Origin of the sequence: Mesorhizobium sp. M0028 (assembly GCF_040323855.1) — a bacterium.
In the GTDB taxonomy this organism is placed as follows: Bacteria; Pseudomonadota; Alphaproteobacteria; order Rhizobiales; family Rhizobiaceae; genus Mesorhizobium.
On the sequence record NZ_JAMYVG010000035.1, the window covers coordinates 1 to 23539 of the forward strand.

General features: G+C 59.6%; 18 protein-coding genes. 7 read left to right on the plus strand and 11 right to left on the minus strand.

Annotated elements, in window-relative coordinates:
- Positions 1-227 precede the first annotated feature (227 nt).
- The 3 genes from NKJ93_RS32295 (at position 228) to NKJ93_RS32305 (ending at position 3028) form a co-directional block, all read left to right on the plus strand.
- On the plus strand, positions 228-1184 hold the full coding sequence (locus tag NKJ93_RS32295; protein ID WP_352593375.1) for a DUF1403 family protein: 957 nt from the start codon (positions 228-230) through the stop codon (positions 1182-1184).
- A 2-nt stretch (positions 1185-1186) separates the two neighbouring features.
- Positions 1187-1921: an SMC-Scp complex subunit ScpB gene (gene scpB / locus NKJ93_RS32300; RefSeq protein WP_352593378.1), complete on the plus strand. Its 735-nt coding sequence runs from the start codon at positions 1187-1189 to the stop codon at positions 1919-1921.
- A 654-nt stretch (positions 1922-2575) separates the two neighbouring features.
- Positions 2576-3028 (plus strand): hypothetical protein, encoded by a 453-nt coding sequence (locus NKJ93_RS32305; RefSeq protein WP_352593381.1) that lies wholly within the window; start codon positions 2576-2578, stop codon positions 3026-3028.
- A 97-nt stretch (positions 3029-3125) separates the two neighbouring features.
- On the opposite strand, the gene NKJ93_RS32310 is transcribed toward NKJ93_RS32305, so the two are convergent.
- Positions 3126-6437 (minus strand): UvrD-helicase domain-containing protein, encoded by a 3312-nt coding sequence (locus NKJ93_RS32310; RefSeq protein ID WP_352593384.1) that lies wholly within the window; start codon positions 6435-6437, stop codon positions 3126-3128.
- The gene (locus tag NKJ93_RS32315; RefSeq protein WP_352593387.1) at positions 6434-8407 is read right to left on the minus strand and encodes a PD-(D/E)XK nuclease family protein; all 1974 of its coding nucleotides are present in this window, start codon (positions 8405-8407) and stop codon (positions 6434-6436) included. The genes NKJ93_RS32310 and NKJ93_RS32315 overlap by 4 nt, the downstream gene beginning before the upstream one ends.
- Before the next feature lie 183 nt (positions 8408-8590).
- Between NKJ93_RS32315 and NKJ93_RS32320 the strand changes: the two genes are divergently transcribed.
- Positions 8591-8914 (plus strand): hypothetical protein, encoded by a 324-nt coding sequence (locus tag NKJ93_RS32320; protein WP_352593390.1) that lies wholly within the window; start codon positions 8591-8593, stop codon positions 8912-8914.
- Positions 8915-9438: 524 nt separating this feature from the next.
- Here NKJ93_RS32320 and NKJ93_RS32325 read toward each other — a convergent pair.
- The 7 genes from NKJ93_RS32325 to NKJ93_RS32350 form a co-directional block, all read right to left on the minus strand.
- Complete coding sequence (locus NKJ93_RS32325; RefSeq protein WP_502904417.1) at positions 9439-10830, minus strand: BilD N-terminal domain-containing protein; 1392 nt, start codon at positions 10828-10830, stop codon at positions 9439-9441.
- Entirely contained in the window at positions 10823-11347 is a 525-nt protein-coding gene (locus tag NKJ93_RS33715; RefSeq protein ID WP_502904415.1) for a hypothetical protein, read from the minus strand. Before NKJ93_RS33715 ends, NKJ93_RS32325 begins: the two co-directional genes overlap by 8 nt.
- A complete protein-coding gene (locus NKJ93_RS32330) occupies positions 11295-11771 on the minus strand; it encodes a DUF7665 family protein (RefSeq protein ID WP_352593396.1) in 477 nt (158 codons plus the stop codon). The genes NKJ93_RS33715 and NKJ93_RS32330 overlap by 53 nt, the downstream gene beginning before the upstream one ends.
- Positions 11771-12241: a hypothetical protein gene (locus tag NKJ93_RS32335; RefSeq protein WP_352593399.1), complete on the minus strand. Its 471-nt coding sequence runs from the start codon at positions 12239-12241 to the stop codon at positions 11771-11773. The genes NKJ93_RS32330 and NKJ93_RS32335 overlap by 1 nt, the downstream gene beginning before the upstream one ends.
- A gap of 160 nt (positions 12242-12401) precedes the next feature.
- A complete protein-coding gene (locus tag NKJ93_RS32340) occupies positions 12402-15743 on the minus strand; it encodes an ATP-dependent helicase (protein ID WP_352593402.1) in 3342 nt (1113 codons plus the stop codon).
- Complete coding sequence (locus NKJ93_RS32345; RefSeq protein WP_352593405.1) at positions 15744-16343, minus strand: hypothetical protein; 600 nt, start codon at positions 16341-16343, stop codon at positions 15744-15746.
- 4 nt (positions 16344-16347) lie between these two features.
- Positions 16348-17085, minus strand: coding sequence for a sigma-70 RNA polymerase sigma factor region 4 domain-containing protein (locus NKJ93_RS32350; RefSeq protein WP_352593408.1), 738 nt, complete (start codon positions 17083-17085; stop codon positions 16348-16350).
- A 52-nt stretch (positions 17086-17137) separates the two neighbouring features.
- Here NKJ93_RS32350 and NKJ93_RS32355 point away from each other — a divergent pair, with 52 nt between their 5' ends.
- From NKJ93_RS32355 to NKJ93_RS32365, 3 genes are all read left to right on the plus strand, one after another.
- Complete coding sequence (locus tag NKJ93_RS32355) at positions 17138-17365, plus strand: hypothetical protein (RefSeq protein WP_352593410.1); 228 nt, start codon at positions 17138-17140, stop codon at positions 17363-17365.
- Between the two features lie 152 nt (positions 17366-17517).
- Entirely contained in the window at positions 17518-18105 is a 588-nt protein-coding gene (locus NKJ93_RS32360) for a hypothetical protein (RefSeq protein ID WP_352593413.1), read from the plus strand.
- 110 nt (positions 18106-18215) lie between these two features.
- On the plus strand, positions 18216-18602 hold the full coding sequence (locus NKJ93_RS32365) for a type II toxin-antitoxin system RelE/ParE family toxin (RefSeq protein WP_352593416.1): 387 nt from the start codon (positions 18216-18218) through the stop codon (positions 18600-18602).
- 23 nt (positions 18603-18625) lie between these two features.
- On the opposite strand, the gene NKJ93_RS32370 is transcribed toward NKJ93_RS32365, so the two are convergent.
- Positions 18626-18949: a helix-turn-helix domain-containing protein gene (locus tag NKJ93_RS32370; protein WP_352593419.1), complete on the minus strand. Its 324-nt coding sequence runs from the start codon at positions 18947-18949 to the stop codon at positions 18626-18628.
- 484 nt (positions 18950-19433) lie between these two features.
- The gene (locus tag NKJ93_RS32375) at positions 19434-23456 is read right to left on the minus strand and encodes an nSTAND3 domain-containing NTPase (protein WP_352593422.1); all 4023 of its coding nucleotides are present in this window, start codon (positions 23454-23456) and stop codon (positions 19434-19436) included.
- Positions 23457-23539 lie beyond the last annotated feature (83 nt).

Genomic DNA, 23539 nt, shown 5'->3' on the forward strand with positions numbered 1-23539 from the left:
GCGGCGTGCGAGTTCATCGGCGAGAGCAACGGTGGCCGGATTTTTGATGTTCAGGGACACGAGAAGCTCCAAAAATCTACCTTTCGGGTGTATTCTACCATGGCTCCGTAGGCTCGTAAACAACGAATGATAATGCAATTATCGTTCGTTATGCGCGCACGACAGCCTGTGCGTTTTGATGCAAAGTTTGTCGCAAAAAGCGCACGGCTGCTTTACCCTCCAGAAGCATGATTCGCTTCGACCCCGCCGCCGCCATTCCCGTTCTCTCGCCGGTCGTCCCGGCCTGGGCGCTGGCTAACGGCGCTGTCGTCACCGACGCCGGCGCCGCCTTCTGTGCCGGCGCCGCCTTGAGCGCGCTCGAGACGCTCGCGCGCACGCAAGCTGGCTGCGCCGGCGCCTGGCGCCAGCGGCTGGCGCTGAAATGCGCTGCCGCCAGCATGCGGCTGGCCGGGCGCTCGGAGGACGAGGCCGCCTTGCGCGACGCATGGCATCTGCGCGAGGCCGGAGCCGATCCGGGCCCCGCCGGCGCCGCCTTTGGCGCCTGGCGGCAGTTGGCCGGGCAGCCGCCCGCTGCCAGCGCCGATCAGCTCGAAAAGATCGTCGACCAGATGGGTCTCCATTGGGACGTTGAGGCGCTGGCCGCGGTTTGTGAACATATCGACGACCTGGCGCGCTCGGGGCGGCCGGCGCCGTTCGCCGCGGCGGCAATCGCCGCCCACGTCGTCGCCATGCAGTCCGACTCCGAGCTTTTTGCCTGGTGGCTCGCCGACCTGGTGCTGGCGCAAAACCTGCGCTGGCCGCGCCCGCTGCCGCTGCTGATGGCACACGCTTTTGGCCCGGCGTTTCGGTCCAAGCCTGGCGGCGGCAAGCGGATCCGGCCAGGCGAAAAAGGGTTTGAGCGGGCAGTGTGCCTGGCGCTGGCGCAAGCCGCGGCGGACGCCTGCCGGTTGGCCGCCGAGCTGTCGCGGCGCGCGGAGCGGCTCATCGCCGTCGCACCGAAGCTCAGGGCAAAGGGGGCGGGCGATGTGATCCAAAGACTGCTCGACGACGACGCCCTCTCCGGATCGATGACGACAAAAAACCTGTCGCGCTTCGCGGCGCGGCGCCTTTTCGACCGGCTGCAACAATTGGATGCCGTGCGCGAGCTTTCCGGCCGCACCACCTTTCGGCTGTTTGGACTGTAGCGATGGCAGAGGCCGCCCGATCCGAACGCCTGCGAGACAAGAGTGATGTCCAGCGAATGCTGGTCGACACCGAGCTAGAACATCTGCCGGCGGAGCTGCGCTGGCGCGAATGGATGGGCCGCGTCGAAGCGGTGATCTTTGCCGCCAGTGAACCGGTGACACGCGAGATGCTGGCGCGGGTGGTGGGAAAAAACTGCAATCTCGAGCTGATCATCGACGACATCCGCGCCGAGCTCGCCGGCCGCCCCTACGAGCTGGTCGCGGTCGCCGGCGGCTGGCAGCACCGGACCAAAAAAGCCTTTGCCGACGTCGTCCACGCCGCATTCGGCACGCCCGCAGGGCAGGGGTCGAAAGAATTGTCGCAATCCGAAGCGCTCGTTTTGATGTGCATTGCCTATTTCCAGCCGATCACCCGTGCCGAGCTTTCTTCCTTCTTCGGCAAGGAGGTGTCGCGCGACCTGATCGGCATTCTGCGCGCGCAGGATCTGATCGCCTCGGGGCCGCGCTCGCCGCAGCCGGGGGCCCCCTACACCTATGTGACGACGAAGACTTTCTTGTCGCAGTTCGGGCTCGACACGCTGCGCCAGCTGCCGGATTTCGAGGCGCTCGAGGACGCCGGCCTGCTTTCAAAGGAGAAACTGCTGGCGGGAGATATTCTGACAGGATTGGCGGGCAGAGAAAATCCCGACGACGAAGAAGGGTCGGTGATCGAGGTCATGGAAGACGAAATATCTTGAGCCGTTGTCCCTGGATCTCGACCATAGCGACAGTTCCCAAGCCATCACCAGGTGATTAATCGTGAAACGATCGCTAGTCAGACCACTCGCAAAATGTATTCCATCAAGAGCGGTCCAAACTGTGTGGCGACTTCTGTTTTAGCACTATGCTTTGCGAGCCGAGACACTGAGCGATTGCGGAGCATGAATGAGCCGGGAGTTGCGGATCAGGCCTTCGGCGGATGTCGATGAAAGTCAATCCAATACCGCACGATCATAGACCGCCAGGCAATTCGGCCGAAGTCAGCTGTGAAGCATATAGCATGCCGTTGACGGCAAAGCGGTCATAAGGGAAATTACTCAGCCGCCGCCCTGTTTGCCGCTCGCCTTCCTACGATCGCGTCAAATATTTCTTGATTGCAGCGTACGCTTGTTAACAATGCGGATTGAGTACTAAGTCTTAGATGACTTGCGCCCACAGGTATTTGGAGCATATGGCATCCTCATGGGCGCTATTGAAAAACCTGCCGATGAGCTGCTGCAAGATTTCGCGAAGGCCACCGCCGATCACAAGCAGGAGTTGATCCGTGATCCGCGACGATTTTCAAGTTTGCGACCTACGACATCGACTACATCGCGAGCGGGCTGGAAAGCCCGATCCGGGCGTTGAACAGAATGCTCTTTGTTCAATATTTCTCCGCAATGGAGGCTTATCTCAGCGATCGGTTGATCAAAGTCGTCATGGATGAAACGGCGGCAATGTCGGCATTGGTGAAGAACAACAAGGAATGGAGCGGCGAAAAGATCCCGGTCACCGAACTGGCGGCCAATCCTGCCGCATACCGCGACTGGGTGCTCACACGCCTGCGTGAGCTGCCCTACCATAACTTTGTGAAAATAGATAATTACTACCGGGGCGCTTTGGGCTTCACTATCTTCCCCAACAAACAAGTCAAGGCGACGCTGATGGCCTTTTTGCCGGTTCGTCATGACTGCGTCTATCGCTACGGCTACGACCATGAAGGCCAGGAGCGTTCGATAAGCAAGGATGACCTGGCCGAACTCGAGAAGGCCGCTGAAGCCATGGTCGAGCATATCGAAGCCGCCTTCGCTCAACGCCCGACTTGAGAAAAGACAGGGCGCCTTCAAGCACGCAGCGCCGTGCATCTCCTGGCGAAGTGCCGGCGTCCTTAGGGAAGGGGCCTCTGGTCGCGATGCCAGCTGCCTATTCGCTGTCGCTGGTTGTGCGTTTGCGGTTGACCCACTGGATTTCACCTGAAGTCATGAAGACAATTGCGCCCCGATCAAGCGCCAGAAGCTCGAGATATTCCAGCAACTGGCCCGCATAGGCCTGGCGGTCGGCCGGCGATGGCGCAATGTCGCTCTTCCAGTCGAATGCAGCGACAGCGACGCCAGCGTCGAAGGCTATCGCATCGGCACGGGCAGATACGAGCAATGTTTCAGATCGGACGCCGTAAAGGGGGATTTCGGGCACCATGTTGGCTATATAGGGCTTCAAGCCAGGGAGCGTGAAAGTGCGCATCGCGGTCGCGGCCATTTCGGCCGGATCTGGTGTTGCTGCATCTGCGGTAATCAGCTGACCCGCGAGGACTTGGGCACGGCCTTCCAAATGGTTGGGGTCTGGCTCAACGACTTGCGTGAGGAGCTCTTCTATCAATTTGTGTAAGATAATGCCGCGGAGCGCCCCTGCACCTTCAACAAGGGCGTCCGGTATGGATTGAATGCCACTTTCTGACGTGTCGATTCCTGCCCGGTCGATGAGCTCGCGGTCGACATCGTCGATACTCGGTCGGTGCCATCTGATGCGCGGGTTGGAGACCTCAATGCGCTCGCTTTCCTCGGCAAACAGCTGCGAGGTCTGACTGCTGGTGGTCAGTGGTGACCGCATGTTGCGGGGCTTTGAGGCAGGATGTCTTATCTCGGCAAGCGATGCCTGGCCCAGATCGAGGAATTTTGCCCAGCCGCCAAGAGGTGACCAGCCGGGCGCGGGAAGAACGAGCAGGTCGAGGGCGCGGGTGCATGCGACATACAACAGCCTCTCATGTTCCTGCGCCGCCTCCGCTCGATCGGCCGCAACTGTCTCATCAAGCGTGCTCGAAATGATATCGCCCAGCGTCCAGTGGATGCTGTTGTCGGCTGAGCGGTGAAAGAACTCGTTTGCATCGTCCGGCATGGTGACGAAATTGATCGGGATGACCACGGGCCATTCCAGTCCTTTCGCCTTGTGCACCGTGACGATATCAATGCTGTTGCGCTGGGCGTCCGATGGGGCCTCATCCGTCGGCGCGCCGGCGTCCCAGTCGACGGCCAGATCGATCGCCAGCTGTTTGAGGCCGCGCACATGGTAGCTGCGTGTTTGCTCCAGCAAGGCGCCGATATTGCCAAGGGAGCGTGCCCGCTCCTCATCGCTTCGGCTAGCAATGCTGGGCATTGCGCGCAGCCGCTCGATCGCCTCTGAAAGGATTGCGTGGGGCGTCGTTGAGCGGCGCTTTCGCCACAGATCCTGCAGGATCGTAAGAACCTCTCTGGCCACCGGGTGATGGACAAGCGACAGATCGGTGTTGAGGTCAAGGAAGGCCTTTTCGTCGTGCTGTTTGAGAGCGGTGGCGATGTCGAGAAGGTCCTTTTCTGTCAGTCCGACAAGAGGGCCTCGCAAAACCGCTCCCAGCGCCAACGTGTCTCGGCTGTCGGCCAGCGCCCTGACCAAGGCAACGAAGTCCTGCGTCTCTTGACGCCGGTAAAGGTTCTTGCCCGCTTGGGAAGCGACCGGGATCGCCAGTTCCTCCAGGGCGCGCTCATATCGCCAGAGCCCCGTGCGGCGAGGTGCCAGAAGCGCAATGTCGCCGGGCTCGGCCAAGGCAATTTTGCCGCTCGATCGTCGCACCATCACATTTCCAATCAGCCTGCCGCAAAGCTCGGCGACGGCTTTTGCCTCGACATCGCGGATGGTGTCGGCATAGGCGTTGGGGGCAACGTCGTAGCTCAATCGCGCGACGCTCTGGATCCGGTCCAGGTCTTCCGCGACTGTCGCCGCCAGCGTGACGTAGCCGCCCTGTTGCATGGTCAAGCGTTCCGCAAAAACCTGGTCGACATGCTCGAGGATGCTCTTTCCCGATCGGAAGTTTGCCTTGATCTGAAGGACATTGCCTTGAAACTGGGTCTCTACCGCCGCGCGTGCGCCCAGATACGTCTTGAGGTCCGCACCACGGAAGCGATAGATCGCCTGTTTCGGATCGCCCACCATGAACAATGCGCCCGGCCGCATGATGCGCTCTTCCCATGCGACCGCGCTGCCTGTCTCGCTCGTGATCAGGAACAAGATTTCTGTCTGGACCGGGTCTGTGTCCTGGTATTCGTCGACCAGGATGTGCCGGTAACGCTTGGCGACATCTTCACGGACTTTTTCGTTCGAACGCAAAAGATCGCGCGTGCGCATCAAGATGTCGTCAAAATCCAAAACCGCCGCATCGCGCTTGAACGTCTCGAAGGCCTTGAGAAGCCCGTCTGTCTCACCGAAGAAACCCGCAAGCAGCGTATCGGCAATCGTTGCCATGCAATCGCCGAACAATCGCGCGCAACGCTCGTAGTGCTGCCTTCCTTCTTCCATCAGCAACGGACCCTGGCTCTTGCCGGCTGAATGGTCCCAATGGTTTTGCCGCAGCCTGTAGCGCGCGAGCTTGTGGCCATCGCGTCGCGAAAGGGTCGGACTCTTGACCTGAATCAGTGACCACAGTTGCGAGAACGGCAGCCCATCCGAGCGCGCATCCGAGATTGCGTTGGCAAGCGCCTCGAAAGCCGTGACATCCTCAAATGCCTCATCGGGGGCCGGCACCCGGCTGATCCAGCGCCGGAATTCAGCGATGGCGTCGAACAGCTCATGCACCAAGCCGCCATAGGCAGCGGGCGTGAGTGGCCTTGCTTCAGGATGAGAGCGGCGAAACCTAGCAACCGCCGTCAGTGTCTTGACCGCCAGCTTCGGATCGTCGGCGGCCATCACGACGATTGGGTCGTCAGGCCGTGATGCCTGCCCGAGCCTTGTGCCAAGCCAGTTATCGAAAATGCTTTTGAAGGCAAGATCGGTCTGCTCGGCGTCCATGACGACGGCGCCCGGGTCGACGCGCGCCTCCACGGCGTAGCTCTGCAATATCTCGAGGCAAAAGCTATGGATCGTTGAGGCTGTCAGATCGCCAAGCTGTGGTCTTGCATTGCGCAGGGCTTCGATTTGATCGTCACGCAGCGGCTGCTCGCTAAATGCCGGTGCAAGGTCCTTCGGCACCATGCCGTTGATCGACATGCTGGCGAATTTATCCACTCGCTCCCGCAATTCGCCGGCGGTTCGCTCGGTAAAGGTAATGGCTGCGATGCTTGAAGGCAGGCGGCCGGCTGCCAGTAACATCACGACGCGCCCTGCCAATAACGACGTCTTGCCCGTTCCGGCAGATGCCTCGACAAGGAGCGTGGCGTCCAAGTCTGTCAGCGCGCGCCAGCGCTCCCGGTCGTCCGGCCTGCTTGTCATTTCGACCCCCAGAATGCGGCAAGGTCGCGACCGGCAGCCTCTCTTATGGCGCTCGACTTCCGGTCGACGTAACTGGCCGACGCCGGCAAAGCGATCTTGCCGAAGCGTTCGGGCATCACCGCAACGCCTGGATAGATGACGCCATTTTCAAGCACGATGCGCGCCTGCCTTACCCAGTTCGCGACAAGATCCCCAAGCTGCTGTCCGTTCTCAAGCGCATAAGCTTTCACCGGTGGCCGCAAATAGATCAGCCGGGCAGCAACCCTGGTGATGTCTGGAAGCAATTGCCGGCAGGCAAGCGAATAGAGCACCCGCTGCAGTTCGGCGCCGCCGCCAATATTTATTTTGTCCGGCGCCTTGGGCCTCTGGCCCGTCTTGTAGTCGGTAACCCGAACAGCCTGGGCGACGGTACGAAGATCAAGGCGGTCGATCGCACCCTGAATGCGGATGTCGGTACCCGGCAGGACGACCGGCTGCTCGGGATCCCAGGGCAGAGGTGTGCTTAATGCAGCCTCGCGGGCGCCGCCGCCGAAGGGGACTTCCGTCCAGGAGCGGGTGTCGGCCTCCGTCAACGTTTCAAAGGTAAGGCCGGCGAGGCTGAGTTTGACCGCTTGCCGGACTGTGCTTTCCCACAAAACCGGCGGCGGAACATTGGTCTCAAGCGGCCAGGTCGCAAGCACATGAGCGGCCGCGGTTGCCAATGCGTCCTCGACGTCGTGGCGCGCGGCCGCCTTGAAGCCAGGCTCCGGCTCAAGGTGGTCGACTGTCCTTCGCAACAGCTCGTGGACGAGCCGCCCCATGTCGTCGGCTGGAAGGATAAGCCCACGTTCCTTGTGAACCAGGTCGCGCCAGCCAAGCGCGTAGTACCAGACATAGGCCAGCGGGTCGCGCAACAGCCGCGACAGGGATGTCGGGGACTGGGGCTTTTCAAGTAGCGACGACAGAGCAGGGTGTGAGCTGCTGACCATACCGTCATGGGGCGTCAGCCTTGCGGACCGCCAGTCGTTCCAGGCCGCCATTGCGGAGCTCACCATGGGATTGTCGGCGCGATCTTGCGGCCGGGCCAGCAGCCGGTCGGCTTCAGTAAGCGCGTGAAGCGCCGGCTGCTCGCGCGGCACGATTTCCAAAGTCTCGGTCGATGCTTGCAGCGTGCTTTGCCCGATACGCTTGCCGTCCCCGGAAAGCCTGGCGCTAGACAGCACCGCCAGCTGCGCAGTCGCCACGACGTTTTCAAAGCAGCGCCGGTCAGAAGTTTCCAGCGGATCTGGATCGATCAGCGCCCGCGGCACGATGTAACCTGGAAGCATAGGGTCACGGCCGCTGTTGCGCGGCCATGACTTGGTATTGAGCCCCATCAGCCAGGCAAAGCGGCGTGGCGCGGCGGCCAGCTGGTCAACAGAGCACCACGCTATTGAATCGGCTGGATCGCGGTCGTCGGCCACACGCAGCGCCTGAAGTGAAAACATCAGCGCTGACGCCGGCGCGGAGCGTAGCGCATCATCCCAAAGATTGCGGGCCCGTCCCCGAAGCAGCAGCTTGCCGGCTGCTTCGGCCTGGCTTGTTCCCATTTCCAGCAGCCTGATGACAGGCATCAGGATCGATGAAACTGACGCGTTGGCGGCCAGCGCCCGCTCCCACTCTGCGGCGCTCGACAGCGACGCTTCGCTTGAGACCGGCAAACGGCCATCGGGCAGGCCATCGAGGACGGTTCCCTGGTTGACGGCGAGCGCCAGCAGCCTGCGAATGCGCGCCTGGCCAAGGCCACCTTGCAGAGCGTCGGCAAGTGCCGCGCATCGCTGCCCGTCCCTGGTTGCAAGCGCGGGCCGGCCATGCACGAAACAGAGCGGCAGGCTGGAGCCGCTCGCCAGCGCCAGCATATAGTCATCACATGCGAAGGGAGCCGTCGTTGCGATCGCGATTTCGCCTGCTTTGGCCTTGCCGGAGGAAAGTAGCGCGCGAGCCCAGCGCATGGCTTTCAGGGCCTCGTGGTAGGGATCGGCGCAACTGATGTCGCGTCGAGTTCCCTGGCCCCTTGAAGCCTGCCGGAGCCTTCCTTTAAACCAAGCCGCATCGCAACAGGGCGGCGCCATCCACTCGACATCGATGGTGTCGCACAAATCGTTGATCAGCGGGCGCCAGATTGGATCGACAGCATGGACCCCTTCGAGACGAAGCGATCCAATCACGCGCGGGCCAAATGGCACGGCCTGGCGCGCCAACCGGCAAAGATCGGGCAAGAGCAACTCTCCCGGCTGCAGATGAAGACGCATTTCATCTTCGATCCGCGCCAGATCCCGCAGACGTGGTTTAGATGCTGCGTCTGCGCTTCGGAGGTCATAACCGGCGCGCCAGACATCGCCAAGTGTGCGCAGGACAGCTCTTGCCGCGCCTGGAAGATCGCGTATTGGAAAGATCTCGTCGAGCAGATCCGGATCAGCCAGCGCCGTGCGCACGCCGACCTCGATACTTTCGCGTGAAGCAGGCCGCAGCAGGCCACCTGCAAGGCGCGCCGCCAGAGACGCGGCCGTCATGATCTGCAGCCCATGCTCGCTATCGCGTGCCGCCGAAGCGCGGCGCATCGCATAAGCCAGAGATCCTTGCACGAGCACGCTCTTAAGAGACGGGCCTTCGGTCATGTCTTCTCCGGAACCTCAGCTTTGGTCTTCGCTTGACCCTGCCGCCGGGCCCAAATCAAGATGCAGAAAGACGATGGGTTCAGTTTGCAAACAATGCCCTTGCCATGATCACCAGACTCTGACGCCGTGCCAAGCTCCAAAATCGTTCCAACGAGGCGCGTCATGAGCATCCCCGAAAAAAATCTACAATCGCGTACGACAATGGGTGATTTCGGTCAGGGATTTCGAGATTGCCAGGAGCGCGGCAACGTTTTTGCTCGAGGAGGTCGACGAGACAGCCAGATATCGCCTGGCTGATCTTCGAAAGTTCAAAGGTTTTGAGAAACGGCGGGGGAACTTGTATCTCGACTGGGCGGACATCCTGTTCAGGCCGATCCGGCGGTGCCAAACAGAACGATGTCATGAGCTTCGCGCAGCACGAGGCTGCGATGCTGTAGTGCCCTGAGATCCAAATTGGCAACGGTGGGGCGAACACCATCGGCGACCATACGGATCGTTTGCGAAATCAGGACGGCAGCAGCAATCATACCGACAAAGGGAGCGCCTACCGCCACTTGTCCCAACCGCGTCAGGCCGCATTCGTCGAGGTCGCCGCGATCATGGAGATTTTTATAAGCAGGCGGGCGCCCAGCTAGGGCAACGGGCGCATTTCCTTGAGGCCCCTCCTCGTCCACTTCCGGGCCGTCGGCCCAGATGCCGATCGCCTTGTTTGGCGCCGGGAAACTATGAGTCCTGATCAGGCGGAAATCTTCCACGCCGCTACCGAGGCCGGCCTCGAAAATCGTCGTAAAGCCCGCGCCTTCGAGGATGGCTCGCGCCTGGGGGTTGTCCACGCCGCAAAGCGCCAGCAGGGGTTCGCCGTGGCCAACACGCAGATCGGAAGCGAACCTCCGCTCGACCATCCTGGACTGGAAACCGCGGGCCTCAGCCCAGTCAGCGCAGATGCGGGTCTTCAGCCGCCCGGCGTCTGTAGCGAAAGTGAGAACGGATGTACTCTCGGTCGACGGCCCGACCCGGTCGACGTCCTGAAGGAACATGCGGACATTTGACGGATCGGCAAAAGGCAGGAGCCCGATCGTCCATAGGAAAGCCTGGCCGAGATGGCCAAGCCCAATCACCCAGAAATCCGATGGGAACTGTACCGCGACAGGCCCATCAGACGCCGACGATCTCCAATCGGCGGACCGTTTGAGATCCCATAGCGACATTCCGATCGATCTGTAGCCTGCCATCGGCTCGCCATCGAAATGGGCGAAGACTTCCGACACGGCCAGCGCTCCGGCAAGCACGCCAGCGGGAGCAAACTCGGCAGAGTCGGGAAGGGCGGGGGCGTCGAACGGCACCAGGCCGGCTCGCCAGCCTTCGAATGTTGTTCTGATAGCAAAACCCGCGCGATCGATCACTGGCGGAGTTCCGATGCTGACAAGCGGAACGCCATGCGGGATGTCCTCGACGATGATGCCCTGAAGGTGTCCTACCGCGTCAGCCAGGGTCGCACCGGCAACGACCGGAAACGTCAAAGGCGCGTCCAGGACGCCCGACACCGTAACGCCGCCTAGGAAGGTGCGGCGAGCGCAATTGAGAGCGGTGAGCAGCGCCGCCTGATGGGTCGGACTCGAGGCTGCGCTCTCGCCGATGAAAAGATGCATCCGGAAAGAATGCAGCCGCTGCTCGGCTTCCTCCGCGGTAGCGGCCGTGCCGCGGTCCATGAACAGCTTTGCGGACCTGTTCAGGGTGTCAATGATATCTTCAGCCATGGATTGTTCCTTCAATGCGCAGTGTGGGCCGCAGAAGTGACCGTTTGAGTGCGGTCCAGCGAAAACGGCCCAGGTAGCGATAGAGCCCGATCTCCTCGAACCTGATCGGCTCGGCGGCAAAGCGGGGCAGGATCATCGCGATGTGACCCGGCTCGGCGATCATTGGGTGCAGCCGATCAGATTCGCTTTGCCCGGCACTGCCGGGGTGGGTGTGAACGTCGGCCGCGACAACCTCGCCACGTTCACGGCAGATGTTCCACAAATCGGCCATCGAGCCGCCGTCGATCTCGATGATGCCGGTATCGAACGCGTGAGGATCGATCTCGTCGTAGAACACGATAGAGGTGATCCTGCGGTGCGCAGTATTCGGTCCCAGAAGGAAAGCTCCGCTTTCCCGGTGGTTGCCGCCACGCGCTCGCAGTCCGTGAAGCAGTTCGAGCCACAGGTCGACCGGGATCGAGAGATCAGGCCGCTGGCCGAACAGGCGCGAAATAAGCGAACGAAGCCAAAAGGTCATGGATGATCTCCACATAATGAACAATTCCGCGGGCGGGCTTCCAGAGCAGTTCGGGATGCTCCACGATCCATTGCTCGTGCCCAGGCAACGCCATTCGGTCACACGGCAAATAAAGGGCCGCAGCGTTCCAGTTTGAATTGAACCCCGCCGCCACCCGGCCCGAACCCTTCGGCCAATATTCTGCGGCGAGCGGCACTCCGGTCTCCATGTCGCAAGGCCTGGCGTTCGGCAGTTGCGCTGGATAGCCGTCCAGAAGAAAACGGAACCCCCACTCGGTGCCGTCGCGCGCTCTTATCGCGAAGTCGGCAGTCGGCCATGCCACGCGCAGCAAGCGCCATTGTTGTTTGATCGTGCCGAGCTGGAAATCAGGGCGCTCCAGGTGTTCCCGGAACGCCCTTTCCTCGGCTGTCGCCAATGCCGCCATCAGCCCTGCACCAACTTCTTGCGGACCAGGTCGAACATAACGGCGCAGTTTTCGCCGGTGAAGCTGCCCAGATGTGCATTCTGCGGCGGCTGGACGCGGCTACCATGAATCTGGAGGACGTGCTCCTCGGCCTCCTCCTTGCCAAGGCCAGCCTTTTCCACGGCCCAGCGCGTCACCTTGGCGATCGTCGCCGAGGGCGCGAACTTGTGCTTGAAGGCTTCCATCTTGTAGTGGACCGTGACGTCGACCTTGCGGCAGCGGTGGGCATGGAACACCGGGTGGTCATGGCCATGGAGCGGGTGGTGGTTCTCCAGGGGCTCGTCGTCGTCCTCTTTGAAAATCAGGAGCTCGGCGACATCGATACCGCGCTCCTTCACCAAGGCAAGGAGATCCCCGACGACGGCAGCCCCTTCCAGTTCGAGGCGATCGGGAGGCTCGGCTCCGGCTGCGAAAAAGATTACAGTCTTCATCTATCAGTTTCCTCTGTTCCGGCACGGCAACAGGCCGCCCTTGAACATTGGATCGGCTGAGCTCAGTGAAAGCGGAAAGGCCGCTGCCAAGATTTTTAGAGGATTGATTTCGCCGCCGGTGCTTCGGCCGCCAAACGGTGCTGGCGAGGAAAAGTCCCGGTCAGGCTTCGGCGTTCGGCGCGGCGCAAATGAAGAGGTAAGGACAGCGCGGGCAGCGGAAATCGTCCTTCCTTGGCTCGTAGAGCCCGTCCCGAATGTTTGCGATCGCCGCCTCGCAGTCGTCCAGACGCTTGTCGAACTTCGCCTTTGTCTGGCCAATCTCAAGGACGGAGCCTAGGAGCAGGTAATGGTTCTCGACACGGGTCTGTGGGCCGAGCGTCTCTTCGACCGCTTTGAGAAGAAGGGTCGCTGACAGCCGATCCGCATCACCGGTCGATTGCCGCCCGGAACGGATTGTCTTGACAACGTGGTTGTCGCCGTCGCGAACGACGCGGTCCACCTCCAGGCCGACGATCTCGCCACCAATGGCCGTGGAGAGGCGGCCATTGGTGGCGGCCGCTCCAGCCGCCGAAGCGTGCAACCGATCGAGCATCGACATGGTCAGCTTGCGATATGCAGCGCCAAACATGTGCTCTTCGAGCTCGCTTTCACGCCACGCCTGGTGAAAAATCGCAGCGGCTTCGGTGCGATCATATTCGACGCCTTCGCCGAGTTGACGAACGAAGGCGATCACCTTTTGCACGCAGCCATGCGCGGCAAGATATGCGCCCGCCTTGGATCGCTGTGACAGGCCCAGGACGCGCGCGTAGAAGAAGCGGCGCGGACATTGGGAGTAGCGCTCCACATCATCTGCTGTCAGCTCATCAGGGGCAGCCGGAAGACGAATAGGGTGGTAGCTCGGCGGGGGCAATTTGCGGATCACACCGGCGAGGGAATGACCCGGGCCGACGGGAACCCGCTCGAGAAATTTTGATGGGTTGGCCTTCCGGCCGTTTCGCATGGTCGGCCGATAGAGTCTGAGGTGCCTCTTTGCCCTCGACATGGCAACAAAGAGGACGCACTCCTCCTCCGCCTCGTGAGCATCCTCCTCCTCCGGGCCTAGCATTCCCACCGGCGCGGGGCAGGCCGGCGGTCGGTTTGGTGCGGGAACCGCTCCAGCGTAAAGCCCCGGCAGGTGGACGGCCTCGAACTCCAGGCCCTTGGATGCGTGAACGGTCATAAGGCGCACCCCGTCCAGCCCGCTCAGTTCAGGCGGGAGCTGTCTGAGGTCGCGCTCGTCGGCAAGCATGATCATGTGGCGGATGCGATCAAGGGCGCGGCGGATCGGTGTTCCCTTACCGTGGAGGGGCATGGCGCGCAGCGCATCGAGGAGTTGGCGCACAGCGACCCGACGCAGGTCATCGGACGGCGACTGACCCGACAGAACCGTCCTTACATAGTCGCTTGTGTCAAAAAGAAAGCGGCTAAGCGCTAGCCAGGGTGTCGTGCCTTGGGTGGTCCCTTGCAGGTGGCGGGCCAACATCATCAGTCCGGCAAGCCCGGCCGCTGAAATTTCCTTCAAGCTCTCTATTTTTCTGAGAAGATCGAGAACCCGCTGCTCGGTAGTGCGTGCGGCCCCAATGACCTTCAGCACGTCCTCCAGGGGGATGCGATATTCGGGAAGACCGGCGATACGCACCAGGCCGGTGCCCGCGCTGTCGGAAATGATCGAAAGCAGGGAAAGCAGATCGCGAACCTCTGCGCGCTCAAAAAGCGGCCCGAGATAAAGAACGGGTATTCCCCGTGCCTCGAGCTCCTCCGCAACAGTGGCAAGCGAGCCGTTGCTTCTGGCAAGTACGGTCTGGGAGCGAAGCGAAACGCCTCTTGCCTCGAGCTCGCGGATTGACCCGGCAAGACCGTCCATCTCGGCCTGGGTGTCGGCGCATGGAAAAATGGATGGGCTCTCACCGATCGAACCGATTGCGGCATGCAGCGTGCTGGTGCCTGCGAAGGCGCTGACTTTCATGGTGGCGCCAAAGGCCGTGTAGGCCTCGACGATTTCTTCGCTTGAGCGGTAGTTCTCTTCCAGGCCGTCTCTTGTTCCCACGGAGTAGTCAGCTTCAAACCTGGCTATGTTTGCCGCGGATGCGCCACGGAACCGGTAGATGGACTGACGGGCGTCGCCTACGACCCACAGATTGCTGCCTTCTGCAACGATTTCCTTGACAAGCATCGCGCTTGCGCGGTTCACGTCCTGGTATTCGTCTATATGGACGTGGGTGAAGCGCTTGCGCATTCCCTCCCGAAAATCCTGGTCCGAGCGCATCAACAGTGTCGGTCGCATGATCAGATCGCCGTAGTCGACAGCCCGGTCCTTGATGAGCTGGTTCTGATAGTGCTCGTAGACCAGCGCCACTTCGCGCGCCTTCTCGGCAGCCACCACCTCGTCATCCGAGTGTGCCCTCGCGTGCATCTGTTCGGCAGCCCGCGCGTAGTCTTCCCAGCTCCACAATTCGTCCTTGGCGCGTGCGATCGCTCGCAATATGTCACGAAGCACCAGCGCCGGCTCGAAGAGATTGAGGTAGTGCTTCAGATCAAGCGCTGGCAGGACCTCCTCAAGCATTGCCACGCCTTCACTGGCGTCGACGATCTTTGGATCTTCCGAGACGCCGAAGAGCGAATGGTGCTTGCGGATCGTGTCCAATCCGAAAGCATGAAATGTTCCGGTCCAGACATTGACGGCACTTGAGCCCGCTACGCGCTGGACCCGTTCGGCCAGTTCCAGTGCCGCTCTGTTCGAGAACGTGAGAGCCAGGATCTTCTCTGGCGGGACCTTGTCCTTAATCAGGGAGACGATCCTGGCGGTGAGGGTCTTGGTCTTTCCGGTTCCAGGCCCGGCCCCAAGCAGGAATGGCGACCCGCGATGATCGACCGCGCGGGCCTGTGACTCATTGCAATTGTCGTTTGCGGGACTGGACGTCTCGGCCGCGGGCTGTAGGTCAGGCAGAAGCAGGCCGTCGGCAAGTTGCTGCAGCGTGGTGTCATAGCGCACCTTGAGGTCTTCAGAGATGCGGCTGGCGTTCATTCCTTGCAGAAATAGTTGCTTGGCAAGCGGCCGCGGCAAAACCAGCTCTCGTCCAAAACTGTTGGCCTGGGCCTCCCGGCGCTCCTTGATGCCATAAGTCTCAATGCGCTGGTTGGGATCCCCGCCATTGGCTTCCGAGCGGGGATAGTAGCCCTTCTCCACGCCATCATGGACTTTGAAGTGACCAATCTCATGGGCGAGCACCTCGGCCAGTTCGTCATCGGCCAAGTCATTGCGCACGAAGATAAATTTGAACTGGCGGTCGAGCGCGCCATGCGCACCGTCCAGCTCATCGTAGTCCGGATCATGTGGCCGGATGGTGAGCCCGAGATGTTTTGCCGCCCCGCGAGCAACCTCGATCGCAGTCAGAGAATCCGACAGTGCGGCTTTATTCCTGAGCGCCCGAGCAAGTGCGCGAATTGCTGCAAACTGGTCCAATCAAGCTTCCAGGTGCGCGAGCCAAAACTGTTTGTCATCTGGCCTGAGGTCCGAACGTAGGATCGCTTGGGCGAAGCTTACCTTCGCACCCGTGCGCCTGCCGGAAGGCGCGAAATAATCGGCCGCGGCGTTGATCTGACCCGATGACAGATGTGACCAGACGTCCGCCATACTCGCGCCGGTGGCGTCTGCGAGCCAGGCAATCAACTTTCCCGGAATGGTAGTCTCGTCGATGCGGCCCCTGACAAGCTGACGCAGGATAATCAGGTCGACGCGGCATCGTTCAGCCAATGCTTGTAGGTCATCAGTTGACAGTTTCTCGAACGGGTCGATGGCAGCAGGCATCGTCAGCTGCCAAAACCGCTCCAACAATATTGTATGCTCCGAAACTGTCTGCTGAACGGTAAGGATGTCGTCCGACAAATCACTTCCATCCGAAGCGAACCATTCGGCGGCAAAGGCCAGAATCTCGGCGCGCAGTTGCGGGTTCTCGTTTGCGATCTGATTGATGCGGTCAGCGGTGGCGCCGTCCTCGAGCTCGAGGTGCACGGCGGCCAGTATGTCGTCAAGCTGATCCATAGGGATTGGGTTGCTGTTCATGGCCTCACTCTTTCCCGCGCCTTTGGCGTGGCGCGCTCTCCTCGCTCGCCCGGGCCTTCCGGCTCGCGCTCTTGATCAAGTATCGGACGTTGCGGTCCGTGCAGCCCATCTGCTCGCCTGCTTCCTTCTCGGTCAGGCCAGCCTGATGAACGTAGAATATTGCCAGGCGCTCCTTTTCGGTGAGCAACTCGTAGATCTGGTTCAACATAGCCTTGGCTTCCGCCAAAGGCATCGCCCCACCTTTGGCCAGGCTCAGCGAATCCGCAGCCTCCTCGCCGGTCAGGTCGGAGCCCGGTTCGATCAGGTCCTCGCGCGAGACCTCGGTATTCGTGCGAAGCCGAACGGCGGCCTTTGCGGTCAGATAAAGCCGCTCCGCACCGAGCTTGAAACTCATCTCGAAGATGTCGAGGCGGTCGGTTTCTACCAACTTCAATGCCTTGTCCTTGACCAGATCGTCCACGCGCTCCCTGTCCAGGTTCGACATATCCCTTGTCATTGGAGCGCCGGCCCGCTGCAGCCTTGAGAAGAACGCAACGATCAGGGCATCATATTGCGCAGTAGGTCGGTTCGGCTTGCAGTTTCGCATCAGGTAGACAAGCGTCTGAGGCCGCAGCTTGCCCGCCGCACCCAAAGCGAACGCCTTTGGCAGCGGCCATTCAAGGACCGCCTCTATCTCGGCGGCCACCGCGTCCGGCCGGACGTAGCGCTCGCCTTGTTTGTTCGATCCCGCCAGTGGCTTCACCGGGCTCTCCCTTGGCAATCCAGTCATCTGGTACTCTTTGATCTGACGACGAATGAAAAAACGGAAAGAGGAATTTTCACTTTTTCAAACCCGCGTTTCCGCCCCGGCCAACTTGAGTTCCGCCAAGCCTGCCATCTTCGGTGATGCAGGCCCAGAAACAGGCTGTCTGAAACGATTCGACCTTGCAGCCAATTTTCACGAAATGAAGTTATTGAAAATGCACTCGTTTCGCCGGATCAATATTTTCCACGGAATATTTCAAAACTATAGCGCCGAATAACAGGCGGAGATTGTTTTTGAACCAAAAATAGGACCACGGTCCGGTCAGCTGCTAGCTATGGGTCAGGATGAGCACCACGAATTCTGATGGCGGCAGACCGGACCTGCGCTCTCTGAGGGTATACACCGACGAGGCTGCCAGGAGATGCGTCGATGTCGACGCGCGTCCTCACACTGGCCGGTGAAATCTTGGCGCTATTTTTCGACTGGCGCGGCCCGCTGAACGACACGGCTACCCCGCGATCCGCTGCCAGTTTATCAAGGCCCAATTTTGGCGCCCCAAGAGTCTGTATGCCCCCCGCTTGTCGTCTTCGATACTTGCACAAGATCGCAATATTATGCGGACATGCATCAACTCCTAGCGATGGCGTCGGGCACGATCCTGTTACGACTATCAGGAGAAGTGTTTTAGCCCCGAGGCATTCGCATGATGGTTACTTCGGCCTGGTGGCCTCGGCGGAGGTAACTCGCACGTTGCTCAGCAGCTGGCGCATGTCGGCATCCAAAATTTCGTTCTGTTGGACGAGGACGGATTCGCTGACCGATCTCAACCGGCTGATGGGCGGCACTTGGTGGTACGTGCCGAAGCCGACGGTCACCGGAGTCTGCAAACAAGCTTTAAGCGGATTTTCGGCGACCCGAATTATTTTTAAAATTTTGCTTGACACCTTTTTTCGCCGCGTGTATGGTCGAATAATAGGAAATCCCTCTATTCTTGTATTGACTCTTGGCGAGCAATAATGTATATTATTGTTCGTAGCTCTGTTTGCGTTTTGCGACAGGCTGTGACCCAGCCCCACCGGTGAGTGGGAGAAAGAGAGAGATACAAGCAATGAGGAATCCGAAATTAGATGTCCAAGAAATTTAAGTTTATAAACGAAGGCGCCAAGCGCGCTTTCATGGACCTTCCAGAAGATATTAGAATCAATTTTTCAGGCGAAATCCGGAGAGTTCAAGAGGGCGACGACCCACTCGACGACTTCAAGGTTCTCAAGGGTGAATGGAAGGGCGTTATCGAACTACGAGAAAACGGCTCGCCGGCGTACCGAGCCCTCTACTGCGCAAAGCACCTCGACACGGTTTACATCCTCCATTCCTTTACGAAGACCAGCGAAAAGGCTGATCGAAAGGAAATGGATACCGCACTCTCCCGCTATAAGGAGATGATGGCCCAGGTTCGGGATATAATCCAAGCCGAAGCCAAGGCGGCGAAAGACAAAACGTCTACCAAGAAATAGGAGACGAGAGCAAAGAGAGGCCGTTACGCGGCCTCTCTTTGTCTTTCTTCGACTCGGCAGACCACATGATGGCTACCGTCCAGCGCCGGCCTGAAGCGATACCCGAGCACTGCCAGATATCCAAAAAGCTTCTGGACCGAGAGCACGGCGATCTTACCACGCACAAGTTCGCTAACTCGTGACTGGGGGATGTTAAGCGCTGCGCCGATATGGGAGTTCTTCCATCCGCGCTCCTTGAAGATAGCGACGAGCGTGTTGACGAGATCCGACCGCAACGTCAAATCCGCAGCTTCCATCGGATCGTCCGTGATAGCGTCGAAAATGTTGTCGTATTCGAGCTGTGTCATAGCGATAGTTCCAAATTTTAAAATTACAGAATTCTGTAAATAGGTCAAAATGGGGGAGCCGTCAAGTTCCACCCCTAGGCCGCCCGGCCTGATGAAGGACGCGGGAAGCTCCCCGTCCACCATCAACTGGCGTGACGCCGGCGTCTTCGCCCTGTCAGGGCCAAGTCGTCGCCCGATCTGACGGTTCGAATCTGCGCACTACCTTTGGCTGCATAATCATAAATATCAAAGGCGAGCGGCGCATTGCGCTTGGTATGAGATAGAAACGGTTCATCTTCAGACGCGACTCGGGGGGAAGTGCAGACGAAAAGTCGAGCGGTTCTATCCTCGCTACCGCTTCGATCTTTGCGCCTTCCAAGCTACCTAAGCGACTGGGTGGGATATTGGCGCCGATCAGCACGGCGTGCTCGCTGGAATATTCAATGAAGGCATGTCGTTCGGCAGCGTGGATTCACTTAGAAGTTTGCCTCGGGGTGAACAGTCGTTAGACGACAGCGCCGCTCCCCACTTCCCACCAGGCTGCGAAACGCCGCCGCGCCACCGAGCTTCGGCGCGTTTTTCGGTTCTCGGTAGTGATACCGCGGCCAAGCCAATGAAGGACTTCTTGACGAACCAGGATATGGCCGAGATCGTCGATGCAACCAGACGGAAGCAAATTTTGATGTGAGATATCGAGAATACCCCTCGCAACATGGCCTTCTGGTAGCAGGTCGAGCAATCGGTTGGCCAGGAAACGGTCACGACGGGCAAGCAACACGCAACCCAGTAACAAGAGTGGCAAGCTGCTATCGGAATGCGCGATCTTATCGAACGTGGCGCCCGCTACCTCGATATCTGCGTGTGCAGCAACCAGCACGGACTTTGACGCTGCGATAGGGGCTGGTTGGCGTAGAAGGTCGGCTAGCCCGACGGACGAAACGATATCTGGCTCAACAAAGGGGGAACCAGCCAAGGCATCAATGGCGTCCACATTCCGCCAGTCAAACGGACGTGACTCCGAAACTGCCCAAAGTGCTCGCCGAGCCCCAGCAGTCCCTTTATTTGCAACGACTGTAAACGCTCGGACTCTCAAAAGACGGTCGGTGCTCGTTGAGCCAATATCGATCAGTTGGGTGCAAGTATCATCGTCGAGCTGATCGTAACTTCCGATCGCATCGATTGCCTCTCTTGCGATCGGATAAGATGGCGGTTCATCATGAAATGGTTCCGTGTTGGACCAGCTGTCGCGACAAATCTTGAGTAGAACATCGTAATGCCTGGGATGTTGGCGTTCTGAGAGAAGCCCTACCAAGGCACGCCTGACGCGGCTTCCCTTGTCATCGACTAACGCGAGAAGAGACGGGCCGAAAGGCGTTGACTCACGCGCACCGAGTGTCTCTAGGGCGAGTTGGCGCGCATCAGCAACACGCTGGTCCAGGGCAAATCGGACGAGGTCCCACTTCTCAGCATGGACTGCCAGCGAAACAGCATCAACGGCGTCAACCGGCGTAATTGATAGCTCAAGGGCTCTCTTGAGCGCTATATCGGGTGGTTCGCCGCTTGCTAACTCTATACGCGCAATTTGGTTGAGCAGGGCCGGCGAGGCTGACGGGATAGTATCGGACAAAAGCGTCAGCGCCGCACCGGTCGCGGGTTCCCATAGTTCGCCCTCTCTCTTCAGCAATCCGAAAATTTCTTGCTCGCCGAAAGGCAACTGCGCCTTCACGTGATCGGCGATGGTACTGTCTTTCGCGACGCTCCAAAGGTCGAAAGTGATGGCGACGCGCTGTTGCGCCGTCAAACTTGGAAACGACAGGACCTCCGAAATCGATTCGGATGCGGCATTTGCAAGGCAAAAGCCAAGGGCGCTTCGCACCTCAGCATCGTCGTCTTGGGCAAGGATTCGCTCGGTGAGTTGCCGTAAGAAACGATTGTCCCATCGCGTTGCCGCCAGTCGCCAAGCTCGAGCTTCCCAGCCAAGGTGGGTCCCGCGTTGGACCACTGCTTCGACTTCATCTACCGAGGCCGAACCAGGCGAAGCGTGGATCGCATCACACCAATAGGGAAGCAGATCCTTCAGCAGAGCGTGATGGGAAAGCGCTTCCCAATCGCCATCGGCACGGATCGTATCGACATATGCCGTGACCATCTCTTCGGGACCAAGATGACCATCTCCCGGATCAGAGTACCAATCTTCGGCCGCTGCATCGAGCTCGCCGTTTTGAATTCTTTCCGAAAGGGCATCGAGTTCAGCTCGCTGTTCGGGCCCGACCCTTAGAGTTCCAAAAGCCGCTGCAAGTACTTTTTCATGTCGGGGAAGGTCAACCAAGGAGGCCGCCGCGATTGTCGAAGCATTGTGATAGTATCCTCCGCTTGCCACTTGCATCGCAGCATCGAGAAAGGCGTCCGTCAGGTTTCCGCCAAGTTCAGAAATTCGGGTCGCAAAGTCCGCACCATAATTGTCATTTGTCTGTGCCAGAACCGTTCGTACGAACCGGGCGCATATGGCATGGCTGTACGGATTGTCGCGGACAGCGGCTTTCCATTTCTCGTCGAAGGACGGCGAAGCCCATTCGTCATTAAACACCTGCCCCCCGACTTGAAAACCTGTCGTAAACCAACGCGCTAGGTTGCCAGGTTGGCAGTCCGCGCTGGCCACGGTTGAGGCGAGCGATAGCAGCTCCGAAAACTGCGATGCCCGGTCGAGAAGACCTGCAGTCAACCACTGGTCCAGGATAGCTTGGGCAGATGGTGGACATTCGAAATGACCAGAGAATTCTTCCAGCCCCAACCTGGCAACCTGCGCAGCGGTTTCAATAGCCCAGTCTTTTCGATCGCCTTGAATGCGGGTTAGGCCGTCGATAAGAGCCTCAATGGTTGCCGCGGAACGCGCTGGATCGTTTTGCAGAAACGTCTCGAATCCGTCGCGCACAGACGGGTGGGAAAAACTAATACTGTCTTGAGGTTGCCGGAGATGGCGTGCGGCTACCAGGAAGTTGGCCAGCGGTGTCAGACCCGCACTGTATCGTTCGTCGTGCTGGCGCATCTTGCGCTGCAGAATTGTCAACGTGGAGTGATCAACCTTTGATCGCGCCCGCAACAATGCCCATAGCACAGCAGCCCAACCGATCGTGTCCTGGACCAAGTCCTGCACCACGACCCCTTGAATGGCTTCCCGATGTGCGAGGGCGATCGCCCGATGCAGGAGCGCGCCATCATTCTCATCCGGTTCTGGCCCCTTGGAAAGTTCGCCGAAGAAGCGATCAATCTCAAGCGGGGTCGTGAGGTTCTTCAGAACATGCGAGCGAAAGGACAAGCCTCGTGCCTGAAGTTGAGCGGGCAAAAAATCGATCCGTCGGTCGTAAATTTTCGCGAGTTGTCCGTCCTCGTAGCTAGCCGCGTCGAGTGTGACAGACCAATGCTCCAGCTCGTCTTCAGCCTTGCCCAATGCAAGCATATCAGTGCGACTGGTGACGATATAACGGCAGTCTGGCCGAGCCTCTCGGAAAATGCGCGGCAGTTGGACAGTCCAAGGCTCATGTCCCTGTTTGAGCCTGGATTGACCCCATGGATCATCGACATAGAACAGCGTTGGACCACTCTGCTGCGGTCTCAACTGCGCGGGATTGTCAGACAGGGACACAATGGCAAGGTGCGGTTGATCCTTGCGTGCCTCCTCGCAGAGTGCGAGCGCGGCCAGCGTCTTTCCCGCACCCGAAGGTCCCTTGATCAGGAGCGCGTTAGCCGACTGGAGCTTAGCGTACAACTCGCCCCAATTTGCCGGGCGCACATAGTGCTCCAGCCGGGCAGAGCTTGCTAGAAATCCTCCACAAGAGCGGATGAGTACCTCAATGTCATCGCGTGACCATGCGCATGGGCCAAGGCTGCGCATGCGCCTGCCGGCTTCTTGCCTGAGCCTTGCCCGACATTCTGGCAATCGATCGTGAGGAACATGGAGGAAGCCCAGTAGTGTCTGGATCTTTTGTCCAATCACATAGTCTGTAGCGCCTGCCCAGATGGCGACGCGGCCGTCCGCCCCGTTTGGAAGATTCTGCCGAAGGTCCTGAGACATACGTCCCTGTTCCGGCCACTCCTCGAAGTCTTCGACCCGCAAATTGAGAAGAGCGCCGCGGACTGCGGCCGTTGTGACGAGGAGGTAGCGATTGAGTGGGTTCTCCAGTTGTTCCCGCGCCGCTTTACGCGCCTTGCCATGTTTAAGCAGCGCCTGAAAATCAGCGACGCTCCAAGGCTCGCCGGTTCTCCGTTTTACCTGAACGATCAGGGAGTAGCCGGGCATCCGGCTATGAGTTTCAGTAGTATCTGTACGTTCTGAGTCTAGAACGGCTTCGATATCCTCGTCATTCTCGGGTTCAAGGATGATTTGGGATGCCGACTTCCGAATGAGAAGCAAATCGAGTGCAGCGAGGATGGAGACGTCCAACTGATAGTCGAAGCCAGCAAGGGCAGCCCTGGCGCCCGATGAAGAACGCTGCGCAGGGAGTGGCGTGCCTCCGGTCTCCTGTTTCATCCTACGATCGCCTGTATGTACGCCGCACGACATGATCGCACTGAACCAAGCCGGTTTGCTGGAAGCTGGTTGATCGAGCCCGC